This is a genomic window from Novosphingobium sp. CCH12-A3 (genome assembly GCF_001556015.1).
GTDB classification, from domain to species: Bacteria; Pseudomonadota; Alphaproteobacteria; order Sphingomonadales; family Sphingomonadaceae; genus Novosphingobium; species Novosphingobium subterraneum.
This window is the reverse complement of sequence record NZ_LSIA01000010.1, coordinates 1-25873: the sequence shown is the minus strand read 5'-3', so window position 1 is coordinate 25873 and position 25873 is coordinate 1. Positions and strand designations below refer to the sequence as shown.

The window sequence follows — 25873 nt, the reverse complement described above, 5'->3', positions numbered from 1 at the left end:
GAATCTCCCCGGACCTTTAGAAGTGGCGCGCATCATGGACATCCCTCTCGGCCTTACCTTCGACGACGTGCTGTTGCGTCCTGCCGAGTCGGATATCGTGCCTTCAATGGCCGACACGCGCACGCGGCTGACCCGGGGTATCAATCTCAACATTCCGGTCCTGTCGTCGGCGATGGACACCGTGACCGAGGCCGACATGGCAATCGTCATGGCGCAGCTGGGCGGGATCGGCGTGCTCCACCGCAACCTTTCGATCGAAGAGCAGTGCGCCGCGGTGCGGGCCGTCAAGCGCTTTGAAAGTGGCATGGTCGTCAATCCGATTACCATTTCGCCCGATGCGCCGCTGGGCGAGGCACAGGCCCTGATGCGCCAGCACAAGATCAGCGGCATCCCGGTGGTCGAGGCTTCGGGCAAGCTTGTCGGTATCCTCACCAACCGCGACGTCCGCTTTGCCGACAATCCGCAGCAGCCCGTGCGGGAACTGATGACGCACGAAAATCTCGCCACGGTAAAGCTCGGCGCCAGCGGCGATGATGCGCGCCGCCTGCTGCACCAGCGCCGGATCGAGAAGCTGCTGGTGGTTGATGATGCGTTCCACTGCATCGGCCTGATCACGGTCAAGGACATCGAGAAGGCCGTAACCTTCCCGGACGCCACCAAGGATGCTGCCGGCCGCCTGCGCGTTGCTGCCGCCACCACCGTGGGCGAGAAAGGCCTGCTGCGCACGCAGGCGCTGGTCGAGGCCGAATGCGACGTCGTCATCATCGACACCGCTCACGGCCACAACCGTGACGTCGCCCGCGCTGTCGAAGCGGCGAAGAAGCTGTCGAATTCGGTCCAGGTGATCGCCGGCAACGTCGCCACGGCCGAAGCCACCCGCTCGCTGATCGATGCCGGCGCCGATGGCGTGAAGGTCGGCATCGGTCCCGGCTCGATCTGCACCACGCGCATCGTCGCGGGTGTTGGCGTGCCGCAGCTGACGGCCGTTATGGAGTGCGCCGAGGAAGCCGAGAAGTCGGGCGTTCCGGTGATTGCCGACGGCGGCCTGCGCACCTCGGGCGACGCTGCCAAGGCGCTTGCCGCCGGTGCCAGCTCGGTGATGATCGGCTCGATGCTGGCCGGCACCGAGGAAGCGCCGGGCGAGACGTTCCTGTACCAAGGCCGCGCCTACAAGTCGTATCGCGGCATGGGTTCGGTCGGCGCAATGGCGCGCGGCTCGGCCGACCGTTACTTCCAGCAGGACATCAAGGACCAGATGAAGCTGGTGCCTGAAGGCATCGAAGGCCAGGTGCCCTACAAGGGGCCGGCCAAGGACGTGGTCCACCAGCTCGTCGGCGGCGTGAAGGCTGCGATGGGCTACACTGGCAGCCGCACGATCGAAGACCTGCGCAAGCGAGCGCAGTTCGTGCGCATTACCAATGCAGGCCTTCGCGAGAGCCACGTCCACGACGTGACGATCACGCGCGAGGCGCCGAACTACAAGGTCGGCTGAGGGCGGCTGAATGACGCCTCCGGCGCGGGTTCAGGCCGCGATCGATCTGCTTGATGCAGTGATTGCGGCAGCCAGGGCGCAAGGGGCTTCGGCAGACCGGATTGCGGCGGACTGGTTCCGGGCGCGGCGCTATGTCGGCTCGAAGGACCGACGCGCCATTCGCGAACTGGTATGGAATGCGATCAGGGCATGCGGCGAAGTGCCGGTGTCCGGGCGCGCCGCGATGCTGCGTCTGGCGCAAGCGGACGCAGCTGTGGCCGGGTTGTTCGATGGATCGAACTATGGGCCAGCGCCGATTGAGGCAGGTGAGCCGGTGGCGTCCCGTGGCGTTGCGCCCATGTGGCTGGCAGAACGACTTGCGGCTTCGGGTCTCGATCATCAGGAACAGGCCGCGCTGCTGGGAAGGGCGCCGCTCGATATCCGGGCCAATACGCTCAAGACCACGCGAGACGAATTGCGTTCGCGCCTGCCTGTCGAGGCCGACCTAGCTATCGCCCCGCAGGGCTTGCGGCTGCCATCGGGTACGGCAGTCGAATCGTGGCCGGAATTCGCCGAGGGGCTGTTCGAAGTGCAGGACGCCGGCAGCCAGATCGCCTGCATGGCGCTTGGCGTGCAGCCCGGCGAAGCGGTGGTCGATCTGTGCGCGGGGGCGGGCGGCAAGACGCTTTCGCTGGGGGCAGCAATGGGCAATCGCGGCAAGCTCCTCGCCTGCGACATTGACCGGCCCCGCCTGTCCCGCCTTCCGGAGCGCGCCAGCAGGGCAGGGGTCCTGGTTGAAGCGCGCCTGCTCAACCCCGGACGTGAGGCTGAGATGCTGGCCGACTGGCAGGGCAAGGCCGACGCGGTGATGATCGATGCGCCGTGTTCGGGCACAGGCACCTGGCGCCGCAATCCCGAGGCGCGCTGGCGGCTCGATGCCAGGGCGATCGAGCGCTACTGCGCGATGCAGGCCAATGTGCTCGATATCGGGGCTTCGCTGGCAAGGCCGGGCGGTCGGCTGACTTATGTGGTCTGCTCCCTGCTCGATGCTGAAGGTGCAGACCGGATAGAGGCATTCCTTTCGGCCAATCCCGGCTGGGATGTCGCGCTGCCCCCGCTGCCTGCGGGCCAAGCGCGGGGCAGCGGCTGGCGGCTTACACCCTTTAGGGATGGCACCGACGGGTTTTTCTTCGCAACGCTCGTACGCCGTGTTAACTGAAGCGTCATGGACGCGGGTTCATTCAATGATGGTCCTTCAAAAGGTAATCGGACCAAGGAGCTGTTGATGCGTTACGCCCCCATTGCCCTCGCTCTGTCACTTGTCGTTGGCGTGACCGGCAGCATGGGCGTGGCGAAGAACACGGCGGCGTCCGACCCGCGCGTCGAAGCCTTGCTCAAGGACGGTCGTGCATCACTCGCCAAGGGCGACGTTTCGGCGGCGACTGACAGTTTCGAAGCGGCGCTCGCCCTTGATCCCGCCAGCAATCCTGCGCTGCTGGCGCTGGCTGATGCCGCCCGGCGCGATGGGCTGCAGGGCAAGGCGATCCACTATTACCGCCAAGTGCTCGAACGCGATCCCAATAATGTCGTCGCCATTTCCGGCGAAGGCGGCGCGATGGTCGAGAAGGGCGCTCTTGAGAAGGCCCGCCGGAACCTGACACGGCTCGAAGGCCTGTGTGGCAAAGCTTGCGCGGAAACCGCCGAACTCTCGGCGGCCATTGCGCGCGGACCTGCCAAAAAGGTAATGTCGGCCGAAGCTGTCATCCCAGCCGAGAAGGTCGAGACGAACTGACGCCAGCGAACGTCAGATCAGTTCGCGGAATTCCTCGACCACCTGCCGGTAGACGCGCTTCTTGAACGGCACGATCAGTTCCGGAACCTGTTCCGGTTCAACCCAGCGCCATGCCTCGAACTCGGCATGTTCATGGGCGTTGAGGTCGATGTCGGTATCCTCGCCTGAAAAGCGCATCAGCAGCCACTTCTGGCGCTGGCCTCGAAACTTGCCGCCCCACATCTTGCCCATCAGGAAATCGGGCAGGTCATAAAGCAGTTCGTCGCGCGTTTCCGCGATGATCTGCACGAGGTGGGAGGAGACGCCGGTCTCCTCCTGCAGCTCGCGCAGGGCGGCGGCGTGGAGATCCTCGCCGTCGTCGATCCCGCCCTGCGGCATCTGCCAGGCGTCCATCTCCTTGTTGTCGATCCGCTTGCCCACGAACACGCGCCCGGCGCTGTTCACGAGCATGACCCCGACACAGGGACGGTACGGAAGCCCGGCAAATTCGTCTGTCATTTCGACCTTTCCAGTAGCAGCCGGACCGCCTTGAAGATCGACTGCATGTCGGCCTGCGCGCTCGGGATTGCCTTGCGCACCTGCGTAAACCCGTGCATCGTCCCTTTCATTTCAAGAAAGACGACTTCTGCTCCAGACCGGATGAGTTCCGCCCCATAGACCCGCCCGCTGTCGCGAATCGGATCGAGCCCTGCCGTCACTAGCACCGTCGGAGGCGTGGTCGAGTGGTCGCCATAGATCGGATAGGCGCGCTTGTGGCCGGTGACCGCCTGATAGGCATTGGCGAACCAGTTCATCGAATCCGAGGTGAGGAGGAAACCCTCGGCGAAATCGAGGAAAGACTGGTGATCGGGCTTGTCGTCGGAAAGCGGGTAGATCGGCACCTGCATGACCACCGGCACCGCCGCGGGGCTTTCGACCAGCGCCTGGGTCACGACGATCGTCAGGTTGCCGCCGGCGCTGTCGCCCATGGGGATCAGGCCGGTGATTTCGCGCCCCAGCGTGGCCGAGTTCGCAGCGATCCAGCGTGCCGCGGCCTCGCAGTCGTCCGGCGCGGCGGGGAAGGGGTGTTCGGGCGCCAGGCGATAGTCCACCGCGATGACCGGCAGATCGAGTTCCGCGGCGATTTCGGTGCACAGGCTGTGATGGCTTTCGAGATCGCCGATCACGAAGCCGCCGCCGTGGAAGAACACCACCGCCGGACCTGCCTCGCGGGTTTCGCGCAGATCATAGAGGCGAAGCGGGATGTCTCCTGCGGGGCCGGGGCAGGTCAGGTCGCGGATCACCGCCAGTTCACGCGGATCGGCTTCGGCGAGTTGACCCATCGCAATGTAACTGGCGCGTGCTGCCTCCAGGCCCATCTGGCTCATCGGCGGGGCGTCGGTGCTGTTGAGGAAAGCCAGGAAGGCTTGAACGTCGGGGCGTACGTAGTGGGTCTTCTGATCGGTCATGACAGTTCCTCGTCCCGCAAACAGGATTCGTTATAAACACCGTGGTAAGTTGGCTTTTGCAACTTGACTGGCAAGCGCGATGGGAATCAAGAGCGCAGGAGGATTTTTCGCCCTGCGCAGATTTTCTTCTTTGCGAACGGAACACGAGGGGCATAGGCGCGTGTCAGCACTGGGTGAAACTCCCGGGCGCAGCAGAGGACGATATGGCTACACTAGTTGATGGACCGGACGCGCTGACGGGCGGCAAGGAATCACCGACCCCTGAGGCGGTGGTTGTGCGCTTTGCTGGTGACTCGGGCGACGGCATGCAGCTGACCGGCGGTCAGTTCACCCTTTCTACGGCGCTGGCGGGCAACGATCTTGCCACCTTCCCGGACTTCCCGGCGGAAATCCGCGCGCCGCAAGGCACGCTGTTCGGCGTCTCTGCCTTCCAGATCAACTTCGGCTCGACCGAGATCGACACTGCGGGCGACCAGCCCGACGTGCTCGTGGCAATGAACCCGGCAGCGCTCAAGACCAACGTCGGCGCGCTCAAGGCCGGGGGCCTGATCATTGCCGACACCGGCGAGTTCAACAAGCGCAACCTCGAGAAGGCCAAGTACGAGGTCAACCCGCTTGAGGATGGCAGCCTCGAGAAGTGGCAGCTGCTCGCGTTCGACATCTCGGCGCTGACGCTCGAAGCGGTAAAGCCCTTCGGCCTTGGCAACAAGGAAGCGCTGCGCTGCAAGAACATGTGGACGCTGGGCCTTGCCCTGTGGATGTTCGATCGTGACCGCCAACCGCTGGTCGACTGGTTGAACGCCAAGTTCGCCAAGAACCCGGTTCTGGCCCAGGCCAATATCGCTGCGCTGAACGCTGGCCATGCCTATGGCGAAACCGCCGAACTGGCAGGGCCGCTCAAGCAGTACCACATCGCTCCGGTCGAGAGCGAGCCGGGCCTCTACCGCACGGTCACCGGCGCCGAAGCGATCAGCCTCGGCCTCGTAGCGGGCGCGCAGCTGGCCGATCTGCACATGTTCTTCGGCGGCTATCCGATCACGCCTGCCTCGGCGATCCTGCACAACCTTGCCCGGCTCAAGGAATACGGCGTTACCACCTTCCAGGCGGAAGACGAGATTGCCGCAATCGCCTCGGCCATCGGCGCGAGCTATGCGGGCCAGCTGGGCGTGACCTCGTCGTCTGGCCCCGGCATTGCGCTCAAGGGCGAGGCGATGGGCCTTGCCATCATGACCGAGCTGCCGCTGGTCATCGTCAACTCGCAGCGTGGCGGCCCGTCGACGGGTCTGCCGACCAAGACCGAACAGTCGGACCTCTACCAGGCGGTCTATGGCCGAAACGGTGATGCGCCGATGCCGGTGATCGCGGCACGCAGCGCTTCGGACTGCTTTGAAGTCGCCATCGAGGCCTGCCGCATCGCGGTGGAATACATGACCCCGGTCATGCTCCTGACCGACGGCTACATCGCCAACGCGGCGGAGCCGTGGAAGGTGCCCGATCCCGAAAGCTTCAAGCCGTTCCCGGTGACGTTCCTCGAAGAGAAGAACGGCCCCAACGGCGAACTGTTGCCCTTCGCGCGCGACGAAAAGGGCGCGCGTCCGTGGATCAAGCCCGGCACTCCGGGCCTGATGCACCGCATCGGCGGCATCGAGAAGAACCCCGGCACCGGCAACATCGACTACAGCCCGGCGAGCCACCAGATCATGACCGACGCACGCAAGGCCAAGGTCGAAGGCGTGGCGAACTCGATCCCCTTGCAGGAAGTCAGCCATGGCGAGGCTTCGGGCAAGCTCGTGGTCGTCGGCTGGGGCAGCACTTATGGTCCAATCTATCAGGCCGTGCGCCGCGCCCGTCGCAAGGGCCTCGACGTCAGCCACGTCCACGTCCGCCACATCTGGCCGATGCCGTCGAACTTGGGCGACCTGCTCAAGTCCTACGACAAGGTGCTGGTGCCCGAGATGAACACCGGCCAGTTCAAGACCGTGCTGCGCGACCAGTTCCTGATCGACGCCCAGCCGCTCAACAAGACCAGCGGCCAGCCCTTCACCATCGCGGAAATCGAAGCCGCGATCGTGGATGCGCTTGGCGGCCACGCCGGAGGCGAGGTCGATGCCGACAAGACGCAGCTGCCCAGCATCAAGAGTGACAATCCATGAACGAGATGACCAAGATCGCGGTCCAGACCACGCTCAAGGACTGGGAAACCGACCAGGAAGTGCGCTGGTGCCCGGGTTGCGGCGACTACGCGATCCTCAAGGCGGTGCAGCGCACCCTGCCTGAAATCGGCGCCGATCCTTCGAACACCGTGTTCGTTTCGGGCATCGGCTGCTCCAGCCGCTTCCCGTACTATGTGGAAAGCTATGGCTTCCACACGATCCACGGCCGTGCGCCCGCCTTTGCCACCGGCATCAAGCTCGCCAATCCGGAACTCGACGTCTGGCTGGTGACGGGCGATGGCGATGGCATGTCGATCGGCGGCAATCACACGATGCACATCCTGCGTCGTAACGTGAACGTGCAGATCCTGCTGTTCAACAACGAGATCTACGGCCTGACCAAGGGCCAGTTCTCGCCGACGAGCCGCGAAGGCACCAATTCGCCGACGTCGCCGCTCGGCTCGGTTGACCGTCCTGCGCTCCCCTGCGCCTTCGCGCTGGGTTCGGGCGCGCGCTTCATCGCGCGGGCCTATGACGTCTCGAAGAACCTGCCCGGCGTGCTCAAGGCGGCTCATGCCCACAAGGGCGCGGCCTTCGTGGAAATCTTCCAGAACTGCATCGTCTACAACAAGGACCGCTTCGACGACTTCGTCGCCAAGGGCGTGGCCGACCAGAACCAGCTGTGGCTGACCGATGGCGAGCCGATGCTGTTCGGTTCGGAGAAGTCGGGCGGCGTGAAGGGCATTGCGCTCGACATGGACACGCTGACGCTCAAAGTCGTCGATGTCGTGGACGGTGATTGGCAGGCGGCGGGCGTGATCGTCCACAACGTCAAGAACCGCGCGCTGGCACACATGCTCGTGGAAATGCCGTTCGGTCCGTTCCCGATGGCGCTGGGCGTGATCTACGACGATCCGCGGCCTTCCTATGAGGACGTGCTGCTCGGCCAGGACGAACAGGCCCGCAAGGGCAAGGACGCCAACCTCGCCAAGCTGCTTGGCAAGGGCCAGACCTGGACCGTCAGCGGAACAGCTGCCGATCCGGTCTGAGCGGTGTGCTTGATCCGATATTCTCACGCAAAGCCGCAAAGACGCCAAGATGTCGCGGCTTGATGAGATCGAGGCTCTCGCGCGTATAGCTGTTGATTGTGGATTCCAGTTGCACCGGAATATTGGCCCGGGGCTTCTGGAATCTGTCTATGAGTCGCTTATGTTTGCGGCTCTGACGGAACGAGGGGTAAGCGTTGCCCGGCAGGTTTCTGTTCCGATCACCTACAAAGGCGTTGTCATCGACAACGCATTCAAGGCTGATCTGATTGTTGGCAATGCGCTGCTGATCGAACTCAAATCCACGGAGCGGACCGCGGCAGTCCACGGCAAGCAGGTACTGACCTATTTGCGCTTGTTGGGTCTTCCTCTTGGCCTGCTGATGAACTTTGGTCAGGCAACCTTCAAAGATGGCCTGCAGCGCATTGTAAACAATCATCAATGATCTGTAGGCCCGCGCAACATCTTCGCGTCTTTGCGGCTTTGCGTGAGATAACGTTATGGACAACCTGACGCACAGCCTTGTCGGTTGGGCACTGGCGGAAACGGGTCTGAAGCACCGGTCGCGCAAGGGCCTTGCCGCGCTGGTGCTGGCGGCGAACATGCCGGATATCGACATGTTCTTCGGCTGGGCGCCGTGGGCGCCGCTCGCCATGCATCGCGGGTTCACGCATGGGCTGGTGGGTGGCGTGGTGTTGATGCCGCCGTTGCTGGTAAGCCTTCTGTGGCTGTTCGATAGCTGGCAGGCTTCGCGCGGGAAGATCGCGCGGGAGGCGCCGCCGCTGCGCCTGGGCTGGCTGGTGTTGCTTAGCTACCTCGGTGCGATCACGCATCCACTGCTCGATCTGCAGACTGTCTATGCCGTCCAGCTGCTGTCGCCGTGGAGCGAACGGTGGTTCCACTCTGATGGCCTGTTTATCGTCTCGCCCTGGGTTCTCGCGATGCTGGGCGGTGGCATATGGGCAACGCGGCGTTTTGCCTCCGGCGCGATCGCGGTGGCTTGCCTGGGACTGGTGGCAGCGTTCATCCTGCTCAATGTCGGCATATCCGCGCTGGCCTGGCAGGCACCGCGCAGCGACGCCCCTTATGCCATTCCCGACCGCGTGTTTGCCGCGCCCGAGGCGATCATGTTCTGGCGGCGCGATGTGGTCTGGCGTGAGCGCGGCAGGATCACTTTCGGCCAATACGATCCACTCCGGCGGCTTGGCGGTCTTTTTAGCTTCGGCGCTCCGATCGCTGACAACATGAGCCATCCGCTCGTCCGCAAGGCAGCGAACGCAACGCCCGAGGCGGTCAAGTTCCTCGCTTGGTCGCAGATGCCGGTTGCGAAAGTGCAGCGCTCCGGCTGCATGGCGAGGGTGACTTTCGCGGATGCGCGGTTCACTGGCCCGACGATGGCGCGAAACTTCAACACGGTGGTTGAACTTCCGACCTGCTAGGCGCCGGGCGTCAGTGTCTCGAGCATGTCGTCGGCCTGCTCGGCGACGGCTTTCGCTGGATTGTGCAGCAGCGCCGAGGCGAGGAACGCCCAGCCTGCGCCGCCAAGCCATCCCGCTGCAACGTCAGTCGGAAAATGGACGCCGAGCCAGACCCGGCTGATCGCAATGGCAATGCTCAGGGCGATGGCGCTGATGATCAGGGTCCAGCGAATCGAGCGGCGCGGGCTCATGGCCGCGAAGGCCAGCGCGATGGCAATGTAGATCACCGCGGAATTGAAACTGTGCCCACTGGGAAAGCTCTGCCCGCCCGCCTCGGTCAGGTGCGGCACGATCATCGGGCGGGGGCGGCCGACAGCAATCTTGACCAGCGAGTTGACCAGCCATCCGCCCATGACTGTCGCAGTCAGCAGCACTGCCTCGCGCTTCAGGCGCAGAAAGAGCAGCGCGGCCAGCACGCCGATCAGGATGAGGTTGCGCAGCAGGACCCCGCCAAGCGCCGTCAGATCCCGCACCGCCTCGAGCAGCCATTGCGGACCGGCGGGAACAAGGTCTGCCCCGCGTCGCCAGAACAGCAGGCCGGAACTGTCGATCTCGCTGCCGTGCCCTGACAGCACGAGCGAGGCGACCAGGACAAAGCCGATCCAGCACAGCGCCGACGCGATCAGGGCATGGCGCGGAGATATTCTCCAGCTGCGCGCCCTTTGGGGCAGGTGGCGTTCGGGGGCGGCTTGGACCATCGGTTGCTTGGAACGAGATTGCCGCAAACCTTGTTCCCGAACAACGGTTTGTGATGCCGGCTTGCAAGGGCCGCATAACAGGAGAAAGGGAACTGGTGTCTGCATCGACGCAGGCCGAACCGACGATTGTCTGGTTCCGCCGCGATCTTCGACTGGCCGATCAGGCGGCGCTTCTGGCAGCCGCCGAGGCCGGGCCCGTTATCCCGGTCTACGTGCTTGATGACGAGACGCCCAGGCACTGCCGCATGGGCGGTGCCTCGCGCTGGTGGCTGCATCACAGCCTGGCCAGCCTGGATGCCGCGCTTCGCAAGCTGGGATCGCGACTGATCCTGCGCCGGGGCAAGGTGCATGAGGAACTGGCGGCGGTGCGCCGCGAAACCGGGGCGCGGGTCGTCCATGCGTTGCACCATTACGAGCCGTGGTGGCGCAACGCGGAGAAGGCCGTCGCCAAGGGTATGCAGCTTGTCCTTCACGACGGCAACTACCTGGCCCCGGCCGGTGCGGTGAAGACCGGAAGCGGCGCGCCCTACAAGATCTTCACGCCATTCTGGCAGGCCCTTAAAGAGCGGATGCCGCCCGCGCACCCAGCGCAAGCACCACAGCAGCTGGTCGCGCCGGAGCACTGGCCGACGAGCGACACGCTCGACGACTGGAAACTGCTGCCCACTTCGCCGGACTGGGCGGGCGGGTTCCGCAAAGAATGGACCCCCGGCGAAGCGGGTGCGCACAAGCGGCTGGAAGCCTTTGCGGCGCGGGCGGCGCGGTACGAGCAATGCCGCAATCTGCCGTCGATTGAAGGAACTTCGCGCCTGTCGCCGCATCTCCACTTCGGCGAGATTTCGCCGGCGACGGTGTGGCAGAAGGTGGCCGATGCCGGCGGATCGGTGGACGTATTCCTCAGCGAGCTGGGCTGGCGCGACTATGCCCAGAACGTGATCGTGCAATTCCCAGACTATGGCTCGAAGAATGCGCGGGAGGCCTACGACCGGCTGCAATGGCGTGACGATCCCGAGGGGCTGCGGGCATGGCAGCAGGGGCGCACTGGCTACCCGATCGTCGATGCCGGGATGCGCGAGCTTTGGCACACCGGGTGGATGCACAACCGCGTGAGGATGATTGCGGCAAGCTTCCTGGTGAAGCATCTCCTGATCGACTGGCGTGAAGGCGAGCGTTGGTTCTGGGACACCCTGGTTGATGCGGATTACGGTTCCAACGCGGTCAACTGGCAGTGGACGGCAGGGACGGGCATAGATTCCAACATGTTCGTGCGAATCATGGCACCACTCACCCAGTCGGCGAAGTTTGACGCAGCAGGCTATATCCGCAAATGGGTGCCGGAACTGCGCCATCTGTCCGACGCCGAGGTCCACGATCCCACGTTCCCGCCACCGGGCTATGTCCGCAAGATCGTGCCCCATGCGCAAGGCCGGGCGCGGGCTTTGGCGGCACATGAAGCAATGAAGGCGCATGGCTGACCTTGCGCGTTACGCTGCGGAGCCGCATATCCCGCCCATGACTGCACAGACGCCATCGAGGGGACGGCATCTGGTGGCCGGTGGCTGGAACATGTCTGCCGTCGGCCGCTGGGTCGCACACCTGTTTGCCGGACCGTTCGAGCGCGTTGTCGAAAGGATCGACCGCGGTCTCGTTCTTGGCACGATCCACGCTATCTTGCCGGACGGCAGCCAGCGCACTGTTGGCGGGCGGGGCGAGGGGCCTGTCGCGCGAATTCACCTGCATAGCTGGAATGCGCTTGTGCGGCTGGCTACGGCTGGCTCGATCGGCTGGTATGAGGCTTGGGTCGAAGGCGAATGGGATAGCCCCGATCCCGTGCCGATCTTCGATCTGTTCATGCGCAACGCCGCCACCTTGGGCGACGTCGGCCGGGCTAAAGGTCCGTGGCGTCTGGCTGGCCGGGCGCTCAACTTCCTGCGCAAGAATTCGCGAGCGCAGGCGCGGCGCAACATCGCGGCGCACTATGACCTTGGCAATGACTTCTACCGCCAGTGGCTGGACTCGACCATGAGTTACTCGAGCGCGTTGTGGGACGGCATTTCGGCAGATGCACCCTTGGCCGAGGCTCAAGCCAACAAGGTTGACCGGTTGGGGGCGCGTCTGGCGCTCACACCTCGCAGCGAAGTGCTCGAGATCGGTTGCGGCTGGGGCTTTCTGGCGCGGCGCCTCGCCGAGACGACCGGGGCGCGGGTGACCGGCATCAGCCTATCGGACGAGCAGCTGGAGTGGGCGCGCGAAGCCCTCACTTCATCAGGGCTGGGCGGGATCGAGTACCGTCATCAGGATTACCGCGATGTCGAAGGAACATTCGACGCTATCGCCAGCGTCGAGATGGTCGAGGCCGTGGGTCGCGAATATTGGCCGTCCTACTTCGACTGCCTTGCCCGCTGTCTGAAGCCCGGAGGGCGTGCGGCGCTGCAATACATCACCATCCGCGATGACCTGTTCGATGCCTATGCCGCCAGCGCCGACTTCATCCAGGCCTATGTCTTCCCCGGCGGCCTGCTGATCAGCGAGCGGGAGTTTGCACGACTGGCGCACGAGCGCGGGCTCACATGGCAGGATCGCCAGGACTTCGGCCTCGACTATGCCCGCACGCTCAAGCTGTGGCGCGAGGCGCTTGATCTTGCCGTAGTCGAAGGGAGGCTGCCTGCCGGGTTTGACGAGCGGTTCGTCAACCTGTGGCGCTATTACCTGATGTATTGCGAAGGCGGGTTCCGCGGTGGCGGCATCAACGTCAGCCAGGTGACGCTGGTAAAGCAGTAAGCTTCAGGGACGCCTGAAAACTCCGTCCCCGCGATATCGCGCGAGGATGTTGTCGTGGACGATGGGGCTGAGCAGGTTGGCGAAGGCGCAGCCGACGCGACCGGAATCCCACCACACCACCTCGGCCTGAAGGGATTCCATGCCGGGCAGGGTCAGCCAGCAGCGGTTGCCGGCGTGCATGCGTTGCAGCGCATTTGCGCAGAAGCCGCCTAGCGAAAGGTCAAGCACGACGGTCTGAAAGCCCTTGCCGCCGGATGGCCTGAGCGTTGCCGGAATGTTGACACGCTGGCGAGGCGCACTGCGGTCCTCGAGCGCGGCCTGCCCATAGATGTTGGTATTCCAATCCGTCGTCGTCATGCCGGGCGACCTCGACCCATTGCGTTTCCGGTCTGCCGACGGATCGGCAAACCTTTGCAAAGAATCGCGCGGCTACGTTAATTAGGCGCTATCAGTCCTGGTTAACGCGAATGCGGTGCGGACTGGCAAACTGTTCACCAAGAAGCGTAACGATCCGGTCAGCAACGACTTCCGGAGCCTTGACCGTCTGCGGGTCTTCTCCGGGGTAGGCGCGGGCGCGCATCTTGGTGCGGGTTGCGCCCGGATCGACCACGGCAACTCGGATGGCCGCGGTGTTGCGCACTTCCTGCCCATAGCTGCCCAGCAGGTTGTCAAACGCCGCCTTCGAAGCGCCGTAGGCACCCCAGTAGGCGCGGGGGGTGGCGCCGACGCTGCTCGTCACGCCGATGACGCGGGCGTCCTGGCTCTTGCGCAGCATGCCGTCGAAACCGGCAAGAAGTGCCTGCGTTGCCAGCACGTTGAGAGTCAGCGCTTGGTTGAACTCGCGCGCGTCGATCTGCCAGACCGGGGTGAGGGTGGGCAGGACGGCGGCGTTGATCACCAGAATGTCGAGCGCCTTCCAGCGGCCCGAGATGGCGGTGGCGAGACGGGCGATGCTGTCAGCCTCGGCGAGATCGACCGGCGCAATCGTGGCGCTGCCACCGGCCTCGAAGATATCTTCCTCGATCTTCTCGAGGTCCTTGGCGTTGCGCGCCACAAGAACGACGTGCGCTCCGGCAGCGGCCAGTGCCTTGGCCGTGGCCGCGCCAATGCCGCGGCTTGCGCCGGTAACCAGCGCGACCTGACCCGCAAGGCTCATCTTACGCGACCTTTCCGACCGGCAGCGAAAGCTGATCGGGGCTCTCGCGATCGGCAAGATCGGTCAGGCGTGTGGGGTATTCGCCGGTGAAGCAGGCATCGCAATACTGCGGGCAAGACTTCTTGCGTTCGGCCTCGCCCACGGCGCGGTAGAGGCCGTCGATCGAGACGAAAGCAAGGCTGTCGGCGTGGATGAACTCCGCCATCGCGGCGACATCCATGCGTGCAGCGAGCAGCTTCGAGCGTTCGGGCGTGTCGACGCCGTAGAAACACGAATGCTCGGTCGGCGGGCTGGCGATTCGCATGTGCACTTCGGCGGCCCCTGCATCGCGCATCATCTGCACGATCTTGAGGCTGGTGGTGCCGCGCACGATCGAATCGTCGATCAGGACAATGCGCTTGCCGGCGACCAGCGCACGGTTGGCATTGTGCTTGCGCTTCACGTCGGCGTTGCGGGCACCGTCCGAGGGCTGGATGAAGGTTCGGCCGACATAGTGCGAGCGGATGATGCCGAGTTCGAACGGGATACCGGACTGCTGGGCGTAGCCGAGCGCAGCAGGCACCCCGCTGTCAGGCACGGGGATGACGAGATCGGCGTCTGCCGGGCTTTCCATCGCCAGTTGCGCGCCGATGGCCTTGCGTACCTGGTAGACCGAGCTGCCACCCATGACCGAGTCCGGGCGGCTGAAATAGACGTGTTCGAAGATGCAGGGGCGCGCGTTGGGCTTGCCGAACGGCCGGTGCGTGCTGAGGTTGCCGTCGAGATCGACCTGGATCAGCTCGCCGGGCTCCACTTCGCGCACGAAGTCTGCGCCGACGACGTCAAGCGCAACGGTTTCGCTGGCGAAGACCACCGCGTCACCGAGCTTGCCCATGACGAGCGGGCGGATACCGAGCGGATCGCGGCAGGCGATCATGCCCTCGGGCGTCATGCAGATCAGCGAATAGGCGCCCTCGATCAGGCGCAGGGCATCGACGAACCGGTCGAGCAGGGTGGGGTAACGGCTCGTCGCAACGAGGTGAATGATCACCTCGGTGTCCGACGTCGACTGGAAGATCGCGCCCTTGCGGACGAGATCGCGCTTGAGGAACATCGCGTTGGAGATGTTGCCGTTGTGGGCGATCGAGAAACCGCCCGAGGCGAGGTCTGCGAAGAGCGGCTGGACGTTGCGCAGGCCTGCACCGCCCGTCGTCGAATAGCGGACGTGGCCAGAGGCCATCATCCCCGGCAGTTCGGCAATGGCCGAGCCGGTCGAGAAATTCGCCGCCACATGGCCAATGCCCTTGCGCGAGTAGAATTCCTGTCCGTCGAAGCTGGTGATGCCCACGGCTTCCTGCCCGCGGTGCTGCAGGGCATGGAGACCTAGCGCGACTGTCGCCGCAGCGTCACGTACGCCGAGTACGCCGAAGATGCCGCACTCCTCGCGCAGCTTGTCGTCATCGGCGCCGATATCGCCCCGCCCGATATCCCAGGGCGTTGCATCGAGAAGTTCGTGATCTGTGGTCATGGGTCCCGTGGACTCGCGTGGGCGCGTGCGCGCCGGCCGGTTTCTGGCGCCCAAATGGCGACGTTTGCGCACAATGGCAAGGGCAAGGTTCGCAATGCATCGCTTGAGGCCGTTCCCGGCCCGGGGAACCGCGAGTCTTCTGGGGCGTAGTTGGGGCCACGGACAGGCGGAGCATGGAGTGGCTGGTGAGGATAATCGGTATCGGGCTGTTGGCTCTGGGGGCGCTTTTCGTGATTGGGGGGACGATTTCCTACCTGCTCAACGTGGTTTTTCACTGATCTGCGCAGTCGATGATTGTGCGTGATTTGCGCTGGGAAAAATTAACCAGGGCAGTGTTAGGGCAGGGCAATGCGCGTTGCCCGTACTCTTGCCGATCCGGTCTGTACCGCCGTCGCATACTTTGCGTTGGCCTATGGCGCAGTGGCGTTCGGTCGGTTCACCGGCGGCGTTGCCATGGTCTGGATCGCCACAGCGCTCCTGGCGGGGCGGCTGGTGCATCTTCCGTTCCGCCTCTGGTTGAAGTGGGTGGTCCCGTGCTGGTTCGCGAGTACCATCGCAACCGGGTACTTCGGGTTTGGCTGGGTCCTGGCGGTGCCACTGGCTTTCATAAATATGGCCGAAGCTATCGCCGTCGCGTTCGTCTGGCGGCGGATCACCGATGCGTTCTGGCCGCACGACATCCTCGAATGGGTGACGTCCTTCTACCTCGGCATCGGTCTGACCATCCCATTGGTGACCGGTTGCATCGCATCGTTCCTGGCCTGGTTCTCCTTTGGTCAGCCGCTGGTCGAGAATTTTACCCGATGGATCATCGGCCACGCTCTCGGGCTGGTCGCGTGCCTTCCGGTGTTCCACTATGTCTACCATCGCCTGGCACGCGGACGAAGCTTCCTGCCGCCAGCGCGCCAACTGCCCTTGGCAACGCTCGTGTTCGGGTCGTTCACGGGCCTGACCGCGCTGGTATTCCTGCTCGACATGCGCGCGCTGCTGGTGTTCCCGCTGGTATTCCTGATGGTTTCCTCGGCCCTGGTGCCAGCTGCGATCACCACCTTGATGCCTCTGCTGCTGATCGCCATCGGCGGCACGATGACTATCCTGGGGTTCGGGCCGATTGCCGGCATGGACATCGAGTTCGGCGACCGCATCCAGTTCTTCCAGCTCTATGTCGGCGTGACGGTGCTGGCAGCCCTGCCGCTTTCGTGCGAGCGCCATCGGCGCATCATAGAGATGCAGCAGATGCAGCACCGGATTGCGGAACTCGAACGGACAAGCGCGGGACTCTAAACGTCCGGTTTTTGCAGCCATTGCCGTTTGCTGCGCTCCAGCCTACATCCGCAGCCGTCTCCGGGAACCCGGAGGCGCATTCCTGCCAGGGGACTTCTGCTTGATCCTGTCGCCATTCGAATGGACCATCGCCAAGCGCTACATGCTGCCCGGGCGAGGCGAGGCATTCATCGCGCTCGTCGCGGGCATCAGCCTTGTCGCGGTAATGCTCGGCGTGGCCGCGCTGGTCATCGTGATGAGCGTGATGAACGGTTTCCGCGCCGAACTGCTCGACAAGATCGTGGGCCTGAACGGCCATGCGATCATCCAGGCCTATGGCGGGCGGCTGGACAACTGGCAGGACATCCTCAAGAAGGTTGAGGCGACGCCCGGCGTTACCCATGCCTCGCCGCTGATAGAGCAGCCGCTGCTCGCCAGCTTCAATGGCAGGGTCGAGGCGATTCTCGTGCGCGGCAATACTGCGGGCGATATCAAGCGGCTGGAGGACAAGCGCGTCGATGGCGTGATCGCCTCGCTGCGGCCAGAGTCAGGCAATGTTGCCATCGGTTCGCGCCTTGCCCAGAACCTTGGTGCGCGGGTGGGCGACAGCATCACGATCATCAACCCGCAAGGTCGAGCTACGCCGTTCGGCACTGTCCCGCGCGAGATTGCCTATACCGTATCGGCAATCTTCGAAGTCGGCATCTACGATTATGACAACGCCTATGTGGTCATGCCCATCGCGGATGCGCAGACATTGTTGCTGACCGGCGATTCCATCGGCATGATCGAGGTCACTACGACTAATGCCGATACCGTGTCCGAGACCCTTGCTCCCATTGCCAAGCAACTCGAAGGCACGGCGGTCGTCACCGACTGGAAGACCATCAACGCCAGCCTGTTCGAGGCACTGGCGGTGGAGCGCGTGGCGATGTTCATCGTGCTTTCCATCATCGTGCTGGTCGCGGTGTTCAACATCCTTTCGTCGCTGATCATGCTCGTGCGCGCCAAGACGCGGGACATCGCGATCCTGCGCACGATGGGGGCAACGCGGAAAAGCCTGCTCAAGATCTTCGTCACGATCGGCTTCGTGATCGGTGCTCTTGGCACCGTTTCCGGACTTCTGCTGGGCTTCGTCTTCCTGTTCTTCCGCCAACCTATCGTGAATGCGATCCAGTGGGTGACGGGGCAGAACCTGTGGGACCCTTCAATCCGCTTCCTTACCGAGCTGCCGAGCCGTTCGGACCCGGTCGAGATCACGACCATCTGCATGATGGCCTTGCTGTTCTCGTTCCTTGCCACGCTTTATCCGGCGCTGAAGGCTGCCAGCACGGACCCGGTTCAGGTGCTGCGTTATGAGTGATCCCGTCGCCAAAAATCCTGTGGTTCGATTGCGCGACCTGCGCCGCTCGTTCAGCCAGGGCGGGGTGACCATCGACGTGCTGCGCGGCGTGAACCTCGAGATCCGCCCCGGCGAGATCGTTGCGCTGCTGGGGCCTTCGGGTTCGGGCAAGTCGACCATGCTGCAGGCGATCGGACTGCTGGAAGGCGGTTTTTCGGGGCTGATCGAGATCGCCGGGACGAATGCCTCGCAGCTTTCGGGCGATGACCGGACGGCGCTGCGCCGCGATCACCTGGGCTTCGTCTACCAGTTCCATCATCTTTTGCCCGATTTCAACGCGATCGAGAACGTGGTGCTGCCGCAGATGGTGGCAGGCAAGACGCGGGGCGAGGCAGAAACCCGGGCGGCCGAGTTGCTGACTGCGCTGGGGCTTGCCAAGCGTCTCGATCACCGGCCCAGCCAGCTTTCGGGCGGCGAGCAACAGCGTGTCGCCGTGGCGCGTGCGCTGGCCAACCGGCCGGAAATGGTGCTGGCCGACGAGCCGACCGGCAACCTTGATGAGGCCACTGCCGACCGCGTGCTCGAGGAGTTCCTCAAGCTGGTGCGTGGCGAGGGCAGCGCGGCGCTGATCGCCACGCACAACGAGCGCCTCGCCCTGCGCATGGACCGCGTTGTGCGGCTGCATGAGGGCGTGCTCGAATAGGGATACATCGTTCTCCTGAAGCGTTTTCGTGTGCAAAAGGAGATCGTACCTCATGAACACCACGATCCGCGCCGAAGCTGCCGATGCGGCTGCATTCTGGAACGACCACGCCGTTGTCCTGCGCCGTGAGGCTGCGGACGGCGTGTTCCACGGCTTTGCCTCGCTGCATTCCGGAACCTTCGCCGACATGGTGCGAATGGTTGCGCGCATGTCGGAAAGCGAGCGGGCGAACCTGGTCATCGAGAAGTCGGGCGACCGGCAGTATTCCCCGGCCGAAATTGCGGCACTGGCCCACCGCATCGATTTTCCCGCCTAAGCCCATTTGCCGTTGATCAGCTTCCCTTGTCGTGCGAACCATTTGCATGACAAGGGGAGAAGTCATGTCCGGTCTTGATTGGAATGCCGAAGCCACGTTGCATGAGCGCGACGATGCCGGCTCTGAGATGCAGTACAATTTCAGCGTCCTCAAGAAGGCTCCCTTGCGGGACCTGGTGGCGGAAGTGGCTGGCATGGATGCCGCCCAGCGCGCCCGCCTGGTGATCGACGTGGCGGGAGGCAAGTCGCTCAACGTCGGCGAAATCCTCGAACTTGCGGATCGGGAGGGCCTGACATGAGCGAACCGACCACGATAGCCGATTTCAAGGCGAAGAAGCCCAATGGCGAGGTGATCGATCTGGCCGAGAAGAAGAGCAAGGTCTTGCTGGTGGTCAACACCGCGTCGAAGTGCGGATTTACCCCGCAGTACGATGGCCTCGAGAAGCTGTGGAAGGACTATGGCGACCGGGGCTTCGAGGTGCTGGCTTTTCCCTGCAACCAGTTCGGCGGGCAGGAGCCGGGCTCGGCCGACGAGATCGAGAGCTTCTGCAAGGTCAACTTCGGCCTGAGCTTCCCGCTCATGGCCAAGATCGAGGTCAACGGCGACAACGCCGACCCGCTCTACGACTGGCTCAAGAAGGAAGCGCCGGGCGTGCTCGGGACCAAGGCGATCAAGTGGAACTTCACCAAGTTCCTGATCGGCCGCGACGGCAAGGTGGTGCGCCGCTATGCGCCGACCGATAAGCCGGAGAGCATCGCGAAGGATATCGAGAAACTGCTCTGACAGCAGCATTCGGTTCGGGGGAAAAACAGGCCGCGCCTCTCGCAAGAAGGCGGCCTTTTTCCTACCTTGGCGACATGCCCCACGCCCCTTTCGTTCCCTTGCGCATCTTCTCGTCCTACACGATGCTCGACGGAGCGATCGATCCCAAGGCGATTGCCAAGACGGCGGCGGAGCGGGGTTTTCCGGCGGCGGCGATTACCGATCGCAACGGGCTCTATGGCAGCGTCGCCTATGCCAAGGCATGCAAGGACATGGGCGTGCAGCCCGTCATCGGCACGATGCTGGCGGTGGCGCGGCCCGAGCGTGATGGCGCGGCGACGGGGTTCGGGCCTGCTGCACCGACCGTCGACTGGCTGGCGCTCTATGCGCAGGATGCACGCGGCTATGACAACTTGTGCCACCTCGTCAGCCGCGCGCATCTTGAGCGGCCTCTGGAGTTCGAGGCGCATGTCGTGCTGGCGGACCTCGTTGGCCACACCGATGGGCTGATCTGCCTGACCGCGGCGGGCGAGGGCGCGCTGGCGCGGCTGCTTGCGGGGCAGCAGCAGTCTGCGGCCGAAGCTTACCTCGATCGCTTGCAGGAACTGTTCCCCGAGCGGCTCTACATCGAGATCGCGCGGCGCAACGAGCCGGTGGAAGAGGCGTCTGAAGAGGCGCTGATCGATCTGGCCTATGCTCGAAACCTGCCGCTGGTGGCGACCAATCCCGCCTGTTTTGCCGAGCGCGGGTTCTACGACGCGCACGATGCCATGCTGTGCATCGCCAGTTCCACCCACGTTGACAGCACCGACCGTCCGCGTTCCAGCAAGGAGTGGTGGATCAAGCCTGCGCCGGTAATGGAGGAAATCTTCAAGGACCTCCCCGAAGCGCTCGCCAACACGCTGGTCGTAGCACAGCGCTGCGCGGTCATGCCACCCAAGCGCAAGCCGATCCTGCCGAGCCTCGCCGGCGATCAGGAAGGCGAAGCCCGGATGTGTGCCGAGGACAGCCGTAAGGGCCTCGTCCTGCGGTTGAAGCCCTATTACCCGGAAGCCGCCCACGCCGAGCTGGAGCGCGTGCTGTGCCTTGGCCCGGATGCCGAGCCGGACGCTGCCGATTATCCGCAGCTCAACGTCGCGGGCGTGTGGGAGGAAGTGCTCGACTACCGCAAGCGGCTCGAGTTCGAGATCGCGATCATCAACCGCATGGGCTTCGGCGGCTACTTCCTGATCGTGGCCGACTTCATCAAGTGGGCCAAGGAAAACGACATTCCCGTGGGGCCGGGGCGCGGTTCGGGCGCGGGCAGCCTTGTGGCATGGGCGCTGACCATCACCGACCTCGATCCGATCAAGCTGGGCCTGCTGTTCGAGCGCTTCCTCAACCCGGAACGCGTCTCGATGCCGGACTTCGATATCGATTTCTGCGAAACCCGGCGCGGCGAGGTGATCCGCTATGTCCAGCGCAAATACGGGCTGGATCACGTCGCGCAGATCATCACCTTCGGCAAGCTGAAGGCCCGCGCGGTGCTGCGCGATACCGGGCGCATCCTGCAGATGAGCTATGGGCAGACCGACCGCCTGTGCAAGATGGTGCCCAACCATCCGACCGACCCGTGGCCGCTGCCGCGCGCGCTGAACGGGGTGGTGGAACTCAAGCGCGAGTATGACCGCGATCCCGAGGTCAAGCGCCTGATCGACCTTGCGATGCAGCTGGAAGGCCTGCCGCGCAACAGCTCGACCCATGCGGCCGGCGTGGTCATCGGCGACCGCCCGCTGGCGCAGCTGGTGCCGCTCTACCGCGATCCGCGCTCGGACATGCCGGTGACGCAGTTCGACATGAAGCATGTCGAGGATGCGGGCCTCGTGAAGTTCGACTTCCTCGGCCTCAAGACGCTGTCGGTGCTGCGCAAGGCGGTCGACCTGATGGCCAAGCGCGGCATCAGCATCGACCTTTCGGCGCTCGCCTGGGATGACGAGCAGACCTACAAGCTGCTGCAGTCGGGCGATACGGTGGGCGTGTTCCAGCTGGAATCCGAAGGCATGCGGCGCACGCTGGCGGCAGTGAAGCCGACCAACTTCGGCGACATCATCGCGCTCGTCTCGCTTTACCGTCCGGGCCCGATGGACAACATTCCGCTGTTCGGGCGCCGCAAGAACGGTCTCGAAAGCATCGAGTATCCGCACGAGAAGCTGGCGGGCATCCTGGCAGAGACCTACGGGATCTTCGTCTACCAGGAACAGGTCATGCAGGCCGCGCAGATCCTGGCGGGCTATTCGCTCGGCGATGCAGACCTTCTGCGCCGCGCGATGGGCAAGAAGGTGCAGGCCGAGATGGACGCGCAGCGCCAGCGCTTCGTCGATGGCTGCAAGACGGTGTCCGACATTCCGGCGGCCAAGGCCAACGAACTGTTCGACTTGATCGACAAGTTCGCAGGCTATGGCTTCAACAAGTCGCACGCTGCCGCTTACGCGCTGCTGGCGTATCAGACGGCGTGGCTGAAGACGCACTATCCGCATGAGTTCTATGCGGCATCGATGTGCTTCGACATGCATCAGTCGGAAAAGCTCTCGGTCTTCGTCGACGACATGCGGCGCAATGGCGTGGCGCTGGCCGGGCCGGACATCAACCATTCCGAGGCCGAGTTCACCGTCGAGCGGACGCAGGACGGCTTTGCCGTGCGCTATGCACTGGCGGGCCTGCGCAATGTGGGCGAGAAGGCGATGGAGCAGATCGTCGAGGAGCGCGAAGCGAACGGGCCCTTTGCTTCGCTCGACGACCTGTTCAAGCGCATTCCGGCAGGATCGATGAACCGGCGGCAGCTGGAAGCGCTGGCTGCGGGCGGTGCGCTCGATTGCCTTGAACCCAACCGCGCGCAGGTGATTGCCAATGCCGAACTGCTGATGGCGGTGGCGGACGAAGCGGCGCGCTCTCGCACGTCGGGGCAGGGTGGCCTGTTCGGCGGGGACGATCATGCCACGCCCGCCACGCGCCTTGCCGAGACGAAGCCGTGGAGCCGGGCCGACCAGATGGCGGCGGAGCGCGAGAACTTCGGGTTCTATTTCGCGGCGCATCCGGTGGAAGAATATCGCGCCGTGGCTTCGGCCAACGGGGCGAGATCGTATGGCAGCCTGATGACCAGCAGTGGCGAGCCGGGCGGGCGTTCCGGCGCGGTCATGGCGGCGCTGGTGGAGAACGTGCAGAAGCGCAAGACGAAGAAGGGCAAGGACTTCGTCATGGCCGACTTCTCCGACAGTTCGGGGCTGTTCTCGGCCTCGTGCTTCGAGGAATCGCTGGTCGAGCCGTTCCAGCAATGGGCGAAGGACGGGACCTGCGTGCTTCTCAATGTCGAACTTGACCGGCCCAATCCCGACGAGCCGCCGCGCGTGACGGTGCGGGGGGCAAGGCCGCTGGCTGCGGTGACAAGCTCGTCGCGGATGATGCTCAAGCTCGAGGTGAGCAAGCCCGAGGCGATCTCGGAGCTGGCGATGCTCCTGCCGCGTGGGTCTGGCGGGACGGGCGAAGTGCTGGCGCGCCTTCGGACTGGCGGACCCAAGGAGCCGCTCGTGCGGCTCGGCAATGATTTTAAACTGGACAGCGACTTAATCGAGCGATTGATTCCGATAGAAGGACTCGCCAATGTCGCCCTAACCGCAAGACCGGAAAGGCATCTGCGGCTGGTCGAATAAGAACCGAACGGAGAGAGAGATGACTCAGCAGCTTGGCGCAATGCAGGACTGGAAGCTGCGGGTCACACATCTGATAGACCACACCGCGCGCGAACACGGTGCGCGCGAGATCGTCAGCCGCTGGGCCGATGGCAGCGAGACGCGGACCAACTGGGCCGGCATACGCCACGATGCGCTGCGCATGACGCAGGCCTTGCGCAAGCTTGGCGTGCAGCCCGGGGATCGGATCGCAACGCTGGCGATGAACCATCATCGGCATCTGGTTTCCTGGTACGGCGCGGTGGGCGTTGGCGGCATTCTCCACACGCTCAATCCCCGGCTGTTCGACGACCAGCTCGAATACATCGTCAATCATGCCGAAGACCGGGTGATGCTGTTCGACAAGGTCTGGGCGCCGATCGTCGAGCGGATGAAGCCGCGCTGGCCGACGGTCGCACACTACATCTGCTTTGACAGCAGCGAACCGGCGCTTCACTTCGAGGAATGGATTTCGGGCGAGGACGGCGTGGCCGAGTGGCACGACGGTGACGAGCGCGATCCCTGCATGCTGTGCTATACCAGCGGCACCACCGGCAATCCCAAGGGCGTGCTCTATGAGCATCGCTCGACCATGCTCCATGCGCTGAGCGCGATCAGCCCGCCCGTGTTCGGGATGGACTGTCGCTCGGTCATGCTGCCGATCGTGCCGATGTTCCATGCCGCCAGCTGGGGCCTGCCCTGGGCCGGCGCGGCGGCAGGGGCCAAGTTCGTCTATTCAGCGGTGAACGATGGCGCAGTGCTGTGCGACCTGATGAACCGCGAAAAGGTGACCTGTTCGGCCGGGGTGCCCACCGTGTGGCTGGCCCTGCTGCAGCATGTCGACACCCACAACGGTGGCGAAATCCCGCCGAGCTTGCAGACCATCGTCTGCGGCGGTTCGGCGATGCCGCGCGCGATGATCGAGCGCTTCATGCGCGCCGGGCGCCGGGTGGCCCATGCCTGGGGCATGACCGAGACATCACCGATCGGCACGACGGGGGCCGAAACCTGGAACTGGGACGAGCTTTCGTTCGACGAGCAGGTGACGGTCAAGGCGATGCAGGGGCGGCCGCCGTTCGGCGTGGAAATTCGCTGTGTCGATCTGGGCGATCCGGAGAAGGTCCTGCCGCGCGATGGCGTGACGGCGGGAGCCTTGCAGGTGCGCGGGCCGTGGATCGTCAAGCGCTACTTCAAGGCCGAGGCCGATGCGGTGGTGGCAGGGCAATGGTTCGATACCGGAGACGTAGGCCTGATCCATCCGGACGGAACCCTGCAACTGACCGACCGCACCAAGGACGTGATCAAGTCCGGCGGCGAATGGATCAGTTCGGTCGAACTGGAGAATGCTGCGATCGGTCATCCGGCTGTGGCGGAGGCGGCAGCGATCGGCGTGTATCACCCGAAGTGGGATGAGCGGCCGTTGCTGGTGGTGGTGAAAAAGCCGGGCGCCGAGTGCAATGAGGAAGAAATCCGCAGCTTCCTTGCGCAACATGTCGCCAAGTGGTGGGTGCCCGATGCGGTAGCTTTCGTCGAACAGATCCCGCACACGGGCACCGGCAAGATCAGCAAGAAGGACCTGCGCGAACAGTTCCGCGACTTCGTGTGGGACAAGGTGGCGTGAGCGAGCGCCCCGTCTACATCGATCCGAGCCGCGAGAACTTCGAGGTCTTCAAGTCGCTGCCGCGGGACCGGCCGATCCACATGCTCAACCTGATCAAGTTTCGTGATCTGGCGGAGTATCCCGAAGGCCATCCCAATCACGGCAAGGGCCTGACCGGGCGCGAGGCCTATGCGATCTACAAGGACGCGTTTCAGGCGCTGGTAAGGGATTCCGGGGCGGCGATGGTGTGGCACGCGCCGATGGAATGCGTTGTCACCGGGCCGCAGGGCGAGTGGGACGAGGCTTTCGTGATGGGCTACCCCGACGCCGGGGCATTCTTTGCGATGGTGAAGGACGAGGCTTATGTCCGCGATGCGCTTCCGCATCGCACAGCGGCGGTGGCGGACAGCCGGTTGATCCGGTTCAACGGGGCTTAGCGTTTCCTTGGCGTGGAGCCGGGTGCCCACCCCGCTGCGACTAGCTTCACTACGTTCAGCAAGTCTCACGGCCCTCCCGCCTGGGGGAGGGCATCGCATCGAGGAACCCCGGTGCGCCCCCGCGAAGGCGGGGGCCTCAGTCGGTTTACTGTGAGGTTCCGTAAGAACACCGAGGTCCCCGCCTGCGCGGGGACACAGGGGTGTTATGAGTAGGCA

At 64.2% G+C, this 25873-nt stretch carries 24 protein-coding genes; 18 read left to right on the top strand and 6 right to left on the bottom strand.

Annotated features, from left to right (window positions below):
* Window positions 1–34 precede the first annotated feature (34 nt).
* From guaB to AX703_RS00285, 3 genes are all read left to right on the top strand, one after another.
* A complete protein-coding gene (guaB, locus tag AX703_RS00295; RefSeq protein ID WP_039334097.1) occupies window positions 35–1492 on the top strand; it encodes an IMP dehydrogenase in 1458 nt (485 codons plus the stop codon).
* Window positions 1493–1502: 10 nt separating this feature from the next.
* Entirely contained in the window at window positions 1503–2690 is a 1188-nt protein-coding gene (locus AX703_RS00290) for an RsmB/NOP family class I SAM-dependent RNA methyltransferase (RefSeq protein ID WP_062341783.1), read from the top strand.
* Window positions 2691–2756: 66 nt separating this feature from the next.
* A complete protein-coding gene (locus AX703_RS00285) occupies window positions 2757–3263 on the top strand; it encodes a hypothetical protein (protein WP_231735279.1) in 507 nt (168 codons plus the stop codon).
* Window positions 3264–3275: 12 nt separating this feature from the next.
* Here the strand turns inward: AX703_RS00285 and AX703_RS00280 are convergent, their stop codons facing one another.
* Entirely contained in the window at window positions 3276–3761 is a 486-nt protein-coding gene (locus tag AX703_RS00280) for an RNA pyrophosphohydrolase (RefSeq protein WP_039334001.1), read from the bottom strand.
* Window positions 3758–4711 (bottom strand): alpha/beta hydrolase, encoded by a 954-nt coding sequence (locus AX703_RS00275; protein WP_062341779.1) that lies wholly within the window; start codon window positions 4709–4711, stop codon window positions 3758–3760. The genes AX703_RS00280 and AX703_RS00275 overlap by 4 nt, the downstream gene beginning before the upstream one ends.
* A gap of 203 nt (window positions 4712–4914) precedes the next feature.
* Between AX703_RS00275 and AX703_RS00270 the strand changes: the two genes are divergently transcribed.
* From AX703_RS00270 to AX703_RS00255, 4 genes are read left to right on the top strand one after another with little or no spacing between them, the layout of a single operon-like run.
* Window positions 4915–6864 carry a 2-oxoacid:acceptor oxidoreductase subunit alpha gene (locus AX703_RS00270; RefSeq protein ID WP_062341776.1) on the top strand — a complete coding sequence of 650 codons (1950 nt, stop codon included), beginning with the start codon at window positions 4915–4917 and terminating at the stop codon, window positions 6862–6864.
* The gene (locus AX703_RS00265; RefSeq protein ID WP_062341774.1) at window positions 6861–7913 is read left to right on the top strand and encodes a 2-oxoacid:ferredoxin oxidoreductase subunit beta; all 1053 of its coding nucleotides are present in this window, start codon (window positions 6861–6863) and stop codon (window positions 7911–7913) included. Before AX703_RS00270 ends, AX703_RS00265 begins: the two co-directional genes overlap by 4 nt.
* A gap of 49 nt (window positions 7914–7962) precedes the next feature.
* Window positions 7963–8355: a GxxExxY protein gene (locus AX703_RS00260; RefSeq protein ID WP_062341772.1), complete on the top strand. Its 393-nt coding sequence runs from the start codon at window positions 7963–7965 to the stop codon at window positions 8353–8355.
* A 55-nt stretch (window positions 8356–8410) separates the two neighbouring features.
* Window positions 8411–9349: a metal-dependent hydrolase gene (locus tag AX703_RS00255; protein WP_062341770.1), complete on the top strand. Its 939-nt coding sequence runs from the start codon at window positions 8411–8413 to the stop codon at window positions 9347–9349.
* Here AX703_RS00255 and AX703_RS00250 read toward each other — a convergent pair.
* Window positions 9346–10086 (bottom strand): phosphatase PAP2 family protein, encoded by a 741-nt coding sequence (locus AX703_RS00250; protein WP_062341767.1) that lies wholly within the window; start codon window positions 10084–10086, stop codon window positions 9346–9348. The genes AX703_RS00255 and AX703_RS00250 overlap by 4 nt on opposite strands.
* Window positions 10087–10139: 53 nt before the next feature.
* Between AX703_RS00250 and AX703_RS00245 the strand changes: the two genes are divergently transcribed.
* Both AX703_RS00245 and AX703_RS00240 read left to right on the top strand, forming a co-directional pair.
* Window positions 10140–11561: a deoxyribodipyrimidine photo-lyase gene (locus tag AX703_RS00245; protein WP_082734320.1), complete on the top strand. Its 1422-nt coding sequence runs from the start codon at window positions 10140–10142 to the stop codon at window positions 11559–11561.
* A gap of 37 nt (window positions 11562–11598) precedes the next feature.
* Window positions 11599–12867: a cyclopropane-fatty-acyl-phospholipid synthase family protein gene (locus AX703_RS00240; protein WP_062341825.1), complete on the top strand. Its 1269-nt coding sequence runs from the start codon at window positions 11599–11601 to the stop codon at window positions 12865–12867.
* A gap of 3 nt (window positions 12868–12870) precedes the next feature.
* Here the strand turns inward: AX703_RS00240 and AX703_RS00235 are convergent, their stop codons facing one another.
* The 3 genes from AX703_RS00235 to purF form a co-directional block, all read right to left on the bottom strand.
* Window positions 12871–13224 (bottom strand): PilZ domain-containing protein, encoded by a 354-nt coding sequence (locus AX703_RS00235; protein WP_039334022.1) that lies wholly within the window; start codon window positions 13222–13224, stop codon window positions 12871–12873.
* 91 nt (window positions 13225–13315) lie between these two features.
* Window positions 13316–14023, bottom strand: a complete 708-nt coding sequence (locus AX703_RS00230) for an SDR family NAD(P)-dependent oxidoreductase (protein ID WP_062341766.1) — start codon at window positions 14021–14023, stop codon at window positions 13316–13318.
* Between the two features lies 1 nt (window position 14024).
* Window positions 14025–15530, bottom strand: a complete 1506-nt coding sequence (gene purF / locus AX703_RS00225; protein WP_230487632.1) for an amidophosphoribosyltransferase — start codon at window positions 15528–15530, stop codon at window positions 14025–14027.
* A gap of 348 nt (window positions 15531–15878) precedes the next feature.
* On the opposite strand from purF, the gene AX703_RS00220 reads away from it, so the two are divergent.
* The 9 genes from AX703_RS00220 (at window position 15879) to AX703_RS00180 (ending at window position 25657) form a co-directional block, all read left to right on the top strand.
* Entirely contained in the window at window positions 15879–16814 is a 936-nt protein-coding gene (locus tag AX703_RS00220; RefSeq protein ID WP_062341764.1) for an MASE1 domain-containing protein, read from the top strand.
* A 100-nt stretch (window positions 16815–16914) separates the two neighbouring features.
* Window positions 16915–18156 carry a lipoprotein-releasing ABC transporter permease subunit gene (locus AX703_RS00215; RefSeq protein WP_062341762.1) on the top strand — a complete coding sequence of 414 codons (1242 nt, stop codon included), beginning with the start codon at window positions 16915–16917 and terminating at the stop codon, window positions 18154–18156.
* Window positions 18149–18838 (top strand): ABC transporter ATP-binding protein, encoded by a 690-nt coding sequence (locus tag AX703_RS00210; RefSeq protein ID WP_039334028.1) that lies wholly within the window; start codon window positions 18149–18151, stop codon window positions 18836–18838. The genes AX703_RS00215 and AX703_RS00210 overlap by 8 nt, the downstream gene beginning before the upstream one ends.
* 52 nt (window positions 18839–18890) lie before the next feature.
* A complete protein-coding gene (locus tag AX703_RS00205) occupies window positions 18891–19154 on the top strand; it encodes a hypothetical protein (protein ID WP_052242298.1) in 264 nt (87 codons plus the stop codon).
* Between the two features lie 64 nt (window positions 19155–19218).
* The gene (locus AX703_RS00200; RefSeq protein WP_039334029.1) at window positions 19219–19452 is read left to right on the top strand and encodes a hypothetical protein; all 234 of its coding nucleotides are present in this window, start codon (window positions 19219–19221) and stop codon (window positions 19450–19452) included.
* On the top strand, window positions 19449–19937 hold the full coding sequence (locus AX703_RS00195) for a glutathione peroxidase (RefSeq protein ID WP_062341760.1): 489 nt from the start codon (window positions 19449–19451) through the stop codon (window positions 19935–19937). The genes AX703_RS00200 and AX703_RS00195 overlap by 4 nt, the downstream gene beginning before the upstream one ends.
* 74 nt (window positions 19938–20011) lie before the next feature.
* The gene (dnaE, locus tag AX703_RS00190) at window positions 20012–23602 is read left to right on the top strand and encodes a DNA polymerase III subunit alpha (RefSeq protein ID WP_062341758.1); all 3591 of its coding nucleotides are present in this window, start codon (window positions 20012–20014) and stop codon (window positions 23600–23602) included.
* A 19-nt stretch (window positions 23603–23621) separates the two neighbouring features.
* Window positions 23622–25241, top strand: a complete 1620-nt coding sequence (locus AX703_RS00185) for a long-chain fatty acid--CoA ligase (protein ID WP_062341756.1) — start codon at window positions 23622–23624, stop codon at window positions 25239–25241.
* Complete coding sequence (locus AX703_RS00180) at window positions 25238–25657, top strand: DUF1330 domain-containing protein (RefSeq protein ID WP_052242300.1); 420 nt, start codon at window positions 25238–25240, stop codon at window positions 25655–25657. The genes AX703_RS00185 and AX703_RS00180 overlap by 4 nt, the downstream gene beginning before the upstream one ends.
* The last annotated feature ends 216 nt before the right edge of the window (window positions 25658–25873 follow it).

Bases quoted from the DNA above. Each gene is read 5' to 3' on its own strand.
- guaB (WP_039334097.1), top strand. From the start codon at position 35: ATGGACATCCCTCTCGGCCTTACCTTCGACGACGTGCTGTTGCGTCCT.
- AX703_RS00290 (WP_062341783.1), top strand. From the start codon at position 1,503: ATGACGCCTCCGGCGCGGGTTCAGGCCGCGATCGATCTGCTTGATGCA.
- AX703_RS00285 (WP_231735279.1), top strand. From the start codon at position 2,757: ATGCGTTACGCCCCCATTGCCCTCGCTCTGTCACTTGTCGTTGGCGTG.
- AX703_RS00280 (WP_039334001.1), bottom strand. From the start codon at position 3,761: ATGACAGACGAATTTGCCGGGCTTCCGTACCGTCCCTGTGTCGGGGTC.
- AX703_RS00275 (WP_062341779.1), bottom strand. From the start codon at position 4,711: ATGACCGATCAGAAGACCCACTACGTACGCCCCGACGTTCAAGCCTTC.
- AX703_RS00270 (WP_062341776.1), top strand. From the start codon at position 4,915: ATGGCTACACTAGTTGATGGACCGGACGCGCTGACGGGCGGCAAGGAA.
- AX703_RS00265 (WP_062341774.1), top strand. From the start codon at position 6,861: ATGAACGAGATGACCAAGATCGCGGTCCAGACCACGCTCAAGGACTGG.
- AX703_RS00260 (WP_062341772.1), top strand. From the start codon at position 7,963: ATGTCGCGGCTTGATGAGATCGAGGCTCTCGCGCGTATAGCTGTTGAT.
- AX703_RS00255 (WP_062341770.1), top strand. From the start codon at position 8,411: ATGGACAACCTGACGCACAGCCTTGTCGGTTGGGCACTGGCGGAAACG.
- AX703_RS00250 (WP_062341767.1), bottom strand. From the start codon at position 10,086: ATGGTCCAAGCCGCCCCCGAACGCCACCTGCCCCAAAGGGCGCGCAGC.
- AX703_RS00245 (WP_082734320.1), top strand. From the start codon at position 10,140: ATGCCGGCTTGCAAGGGCCGCATAACAGGAGAAAGGGAACTGGTGTCT.
- AX703_RS00240 (WP_062341825.1), top strand. From the start codon at position 11,599: ATGACTGCACAGACGCCATCGAGGGGACGGCATCTGGTGGCCGGTGGC.
- AX703_RS00235 (WP_039334022.1), bottom strand. From the start codon at position 13,224: ATGACGACGACGGATTGGAATACCAACATCTATGGGCAGGCCGCGCTC.
- AX703_RS00230 (WP_062341766.1), bottom strand. From the start codon at position 14,023: ATGAGCCTTGCGGGTCAGGTCGCGCTGGTTACCGGCGCAAGCCGCGGC.
- purF (WP_230487632.1), bottom strand. From the start codon at position 15,530: ATGACCACAGATCACGAACTTCTCGATGCAACGCCCTGGGATATCGGG.
- AX703_RS00220 (WP_062341764.1), top strand. From the start codon at position 15,879: ATGCGCGTTGCCCGTACTCTTGCCGATCCGGTCTGTACCGCCGTCGCA.
- AX703_RS00210 (WP_039334028.1), top strand. From the start codon at position 18,149: ATGAGTGATCCCGTCGCCAAAAATCCTGTGGTTCGATTGCGCGACCTG.
- AX703_RS00205 (WP_052242298.1), top strand. From the start codon at position 18,891: ATGAACACCACGATCCGCGCCGAAGCTGCCGATGCGGCTGCATTCTGG.
- AX703_RS00200 (WP_039334029.1), top strand. From the start codon at position 19,219: ATGTCCGGTCTTGATTGGAATGCCGAAGCCACGTTGCATGAGCGCGAC.
- AX703_RS00195 (WP_062341760.1), top strand. From the start codon at position 19,449: ATGAGCGAACCGACCACGATAGCCGATTTCAAGGCGAAGAAGCCCAAT.
- dnaE (WP_062341758.1), top strand. From the start codon at position 20,012: ATGCCCCACGCCCCTTTCGTTCCCTTGCGCATCTTCTCGTCCTACACG.
- AX703_RS00185 (WP_062341756.1), top strand. From the start codon at position 23,622: ATGACTCAGCAGCTTGGCGCAATGCAGGACTGGAAGCTGCGGGTCACA.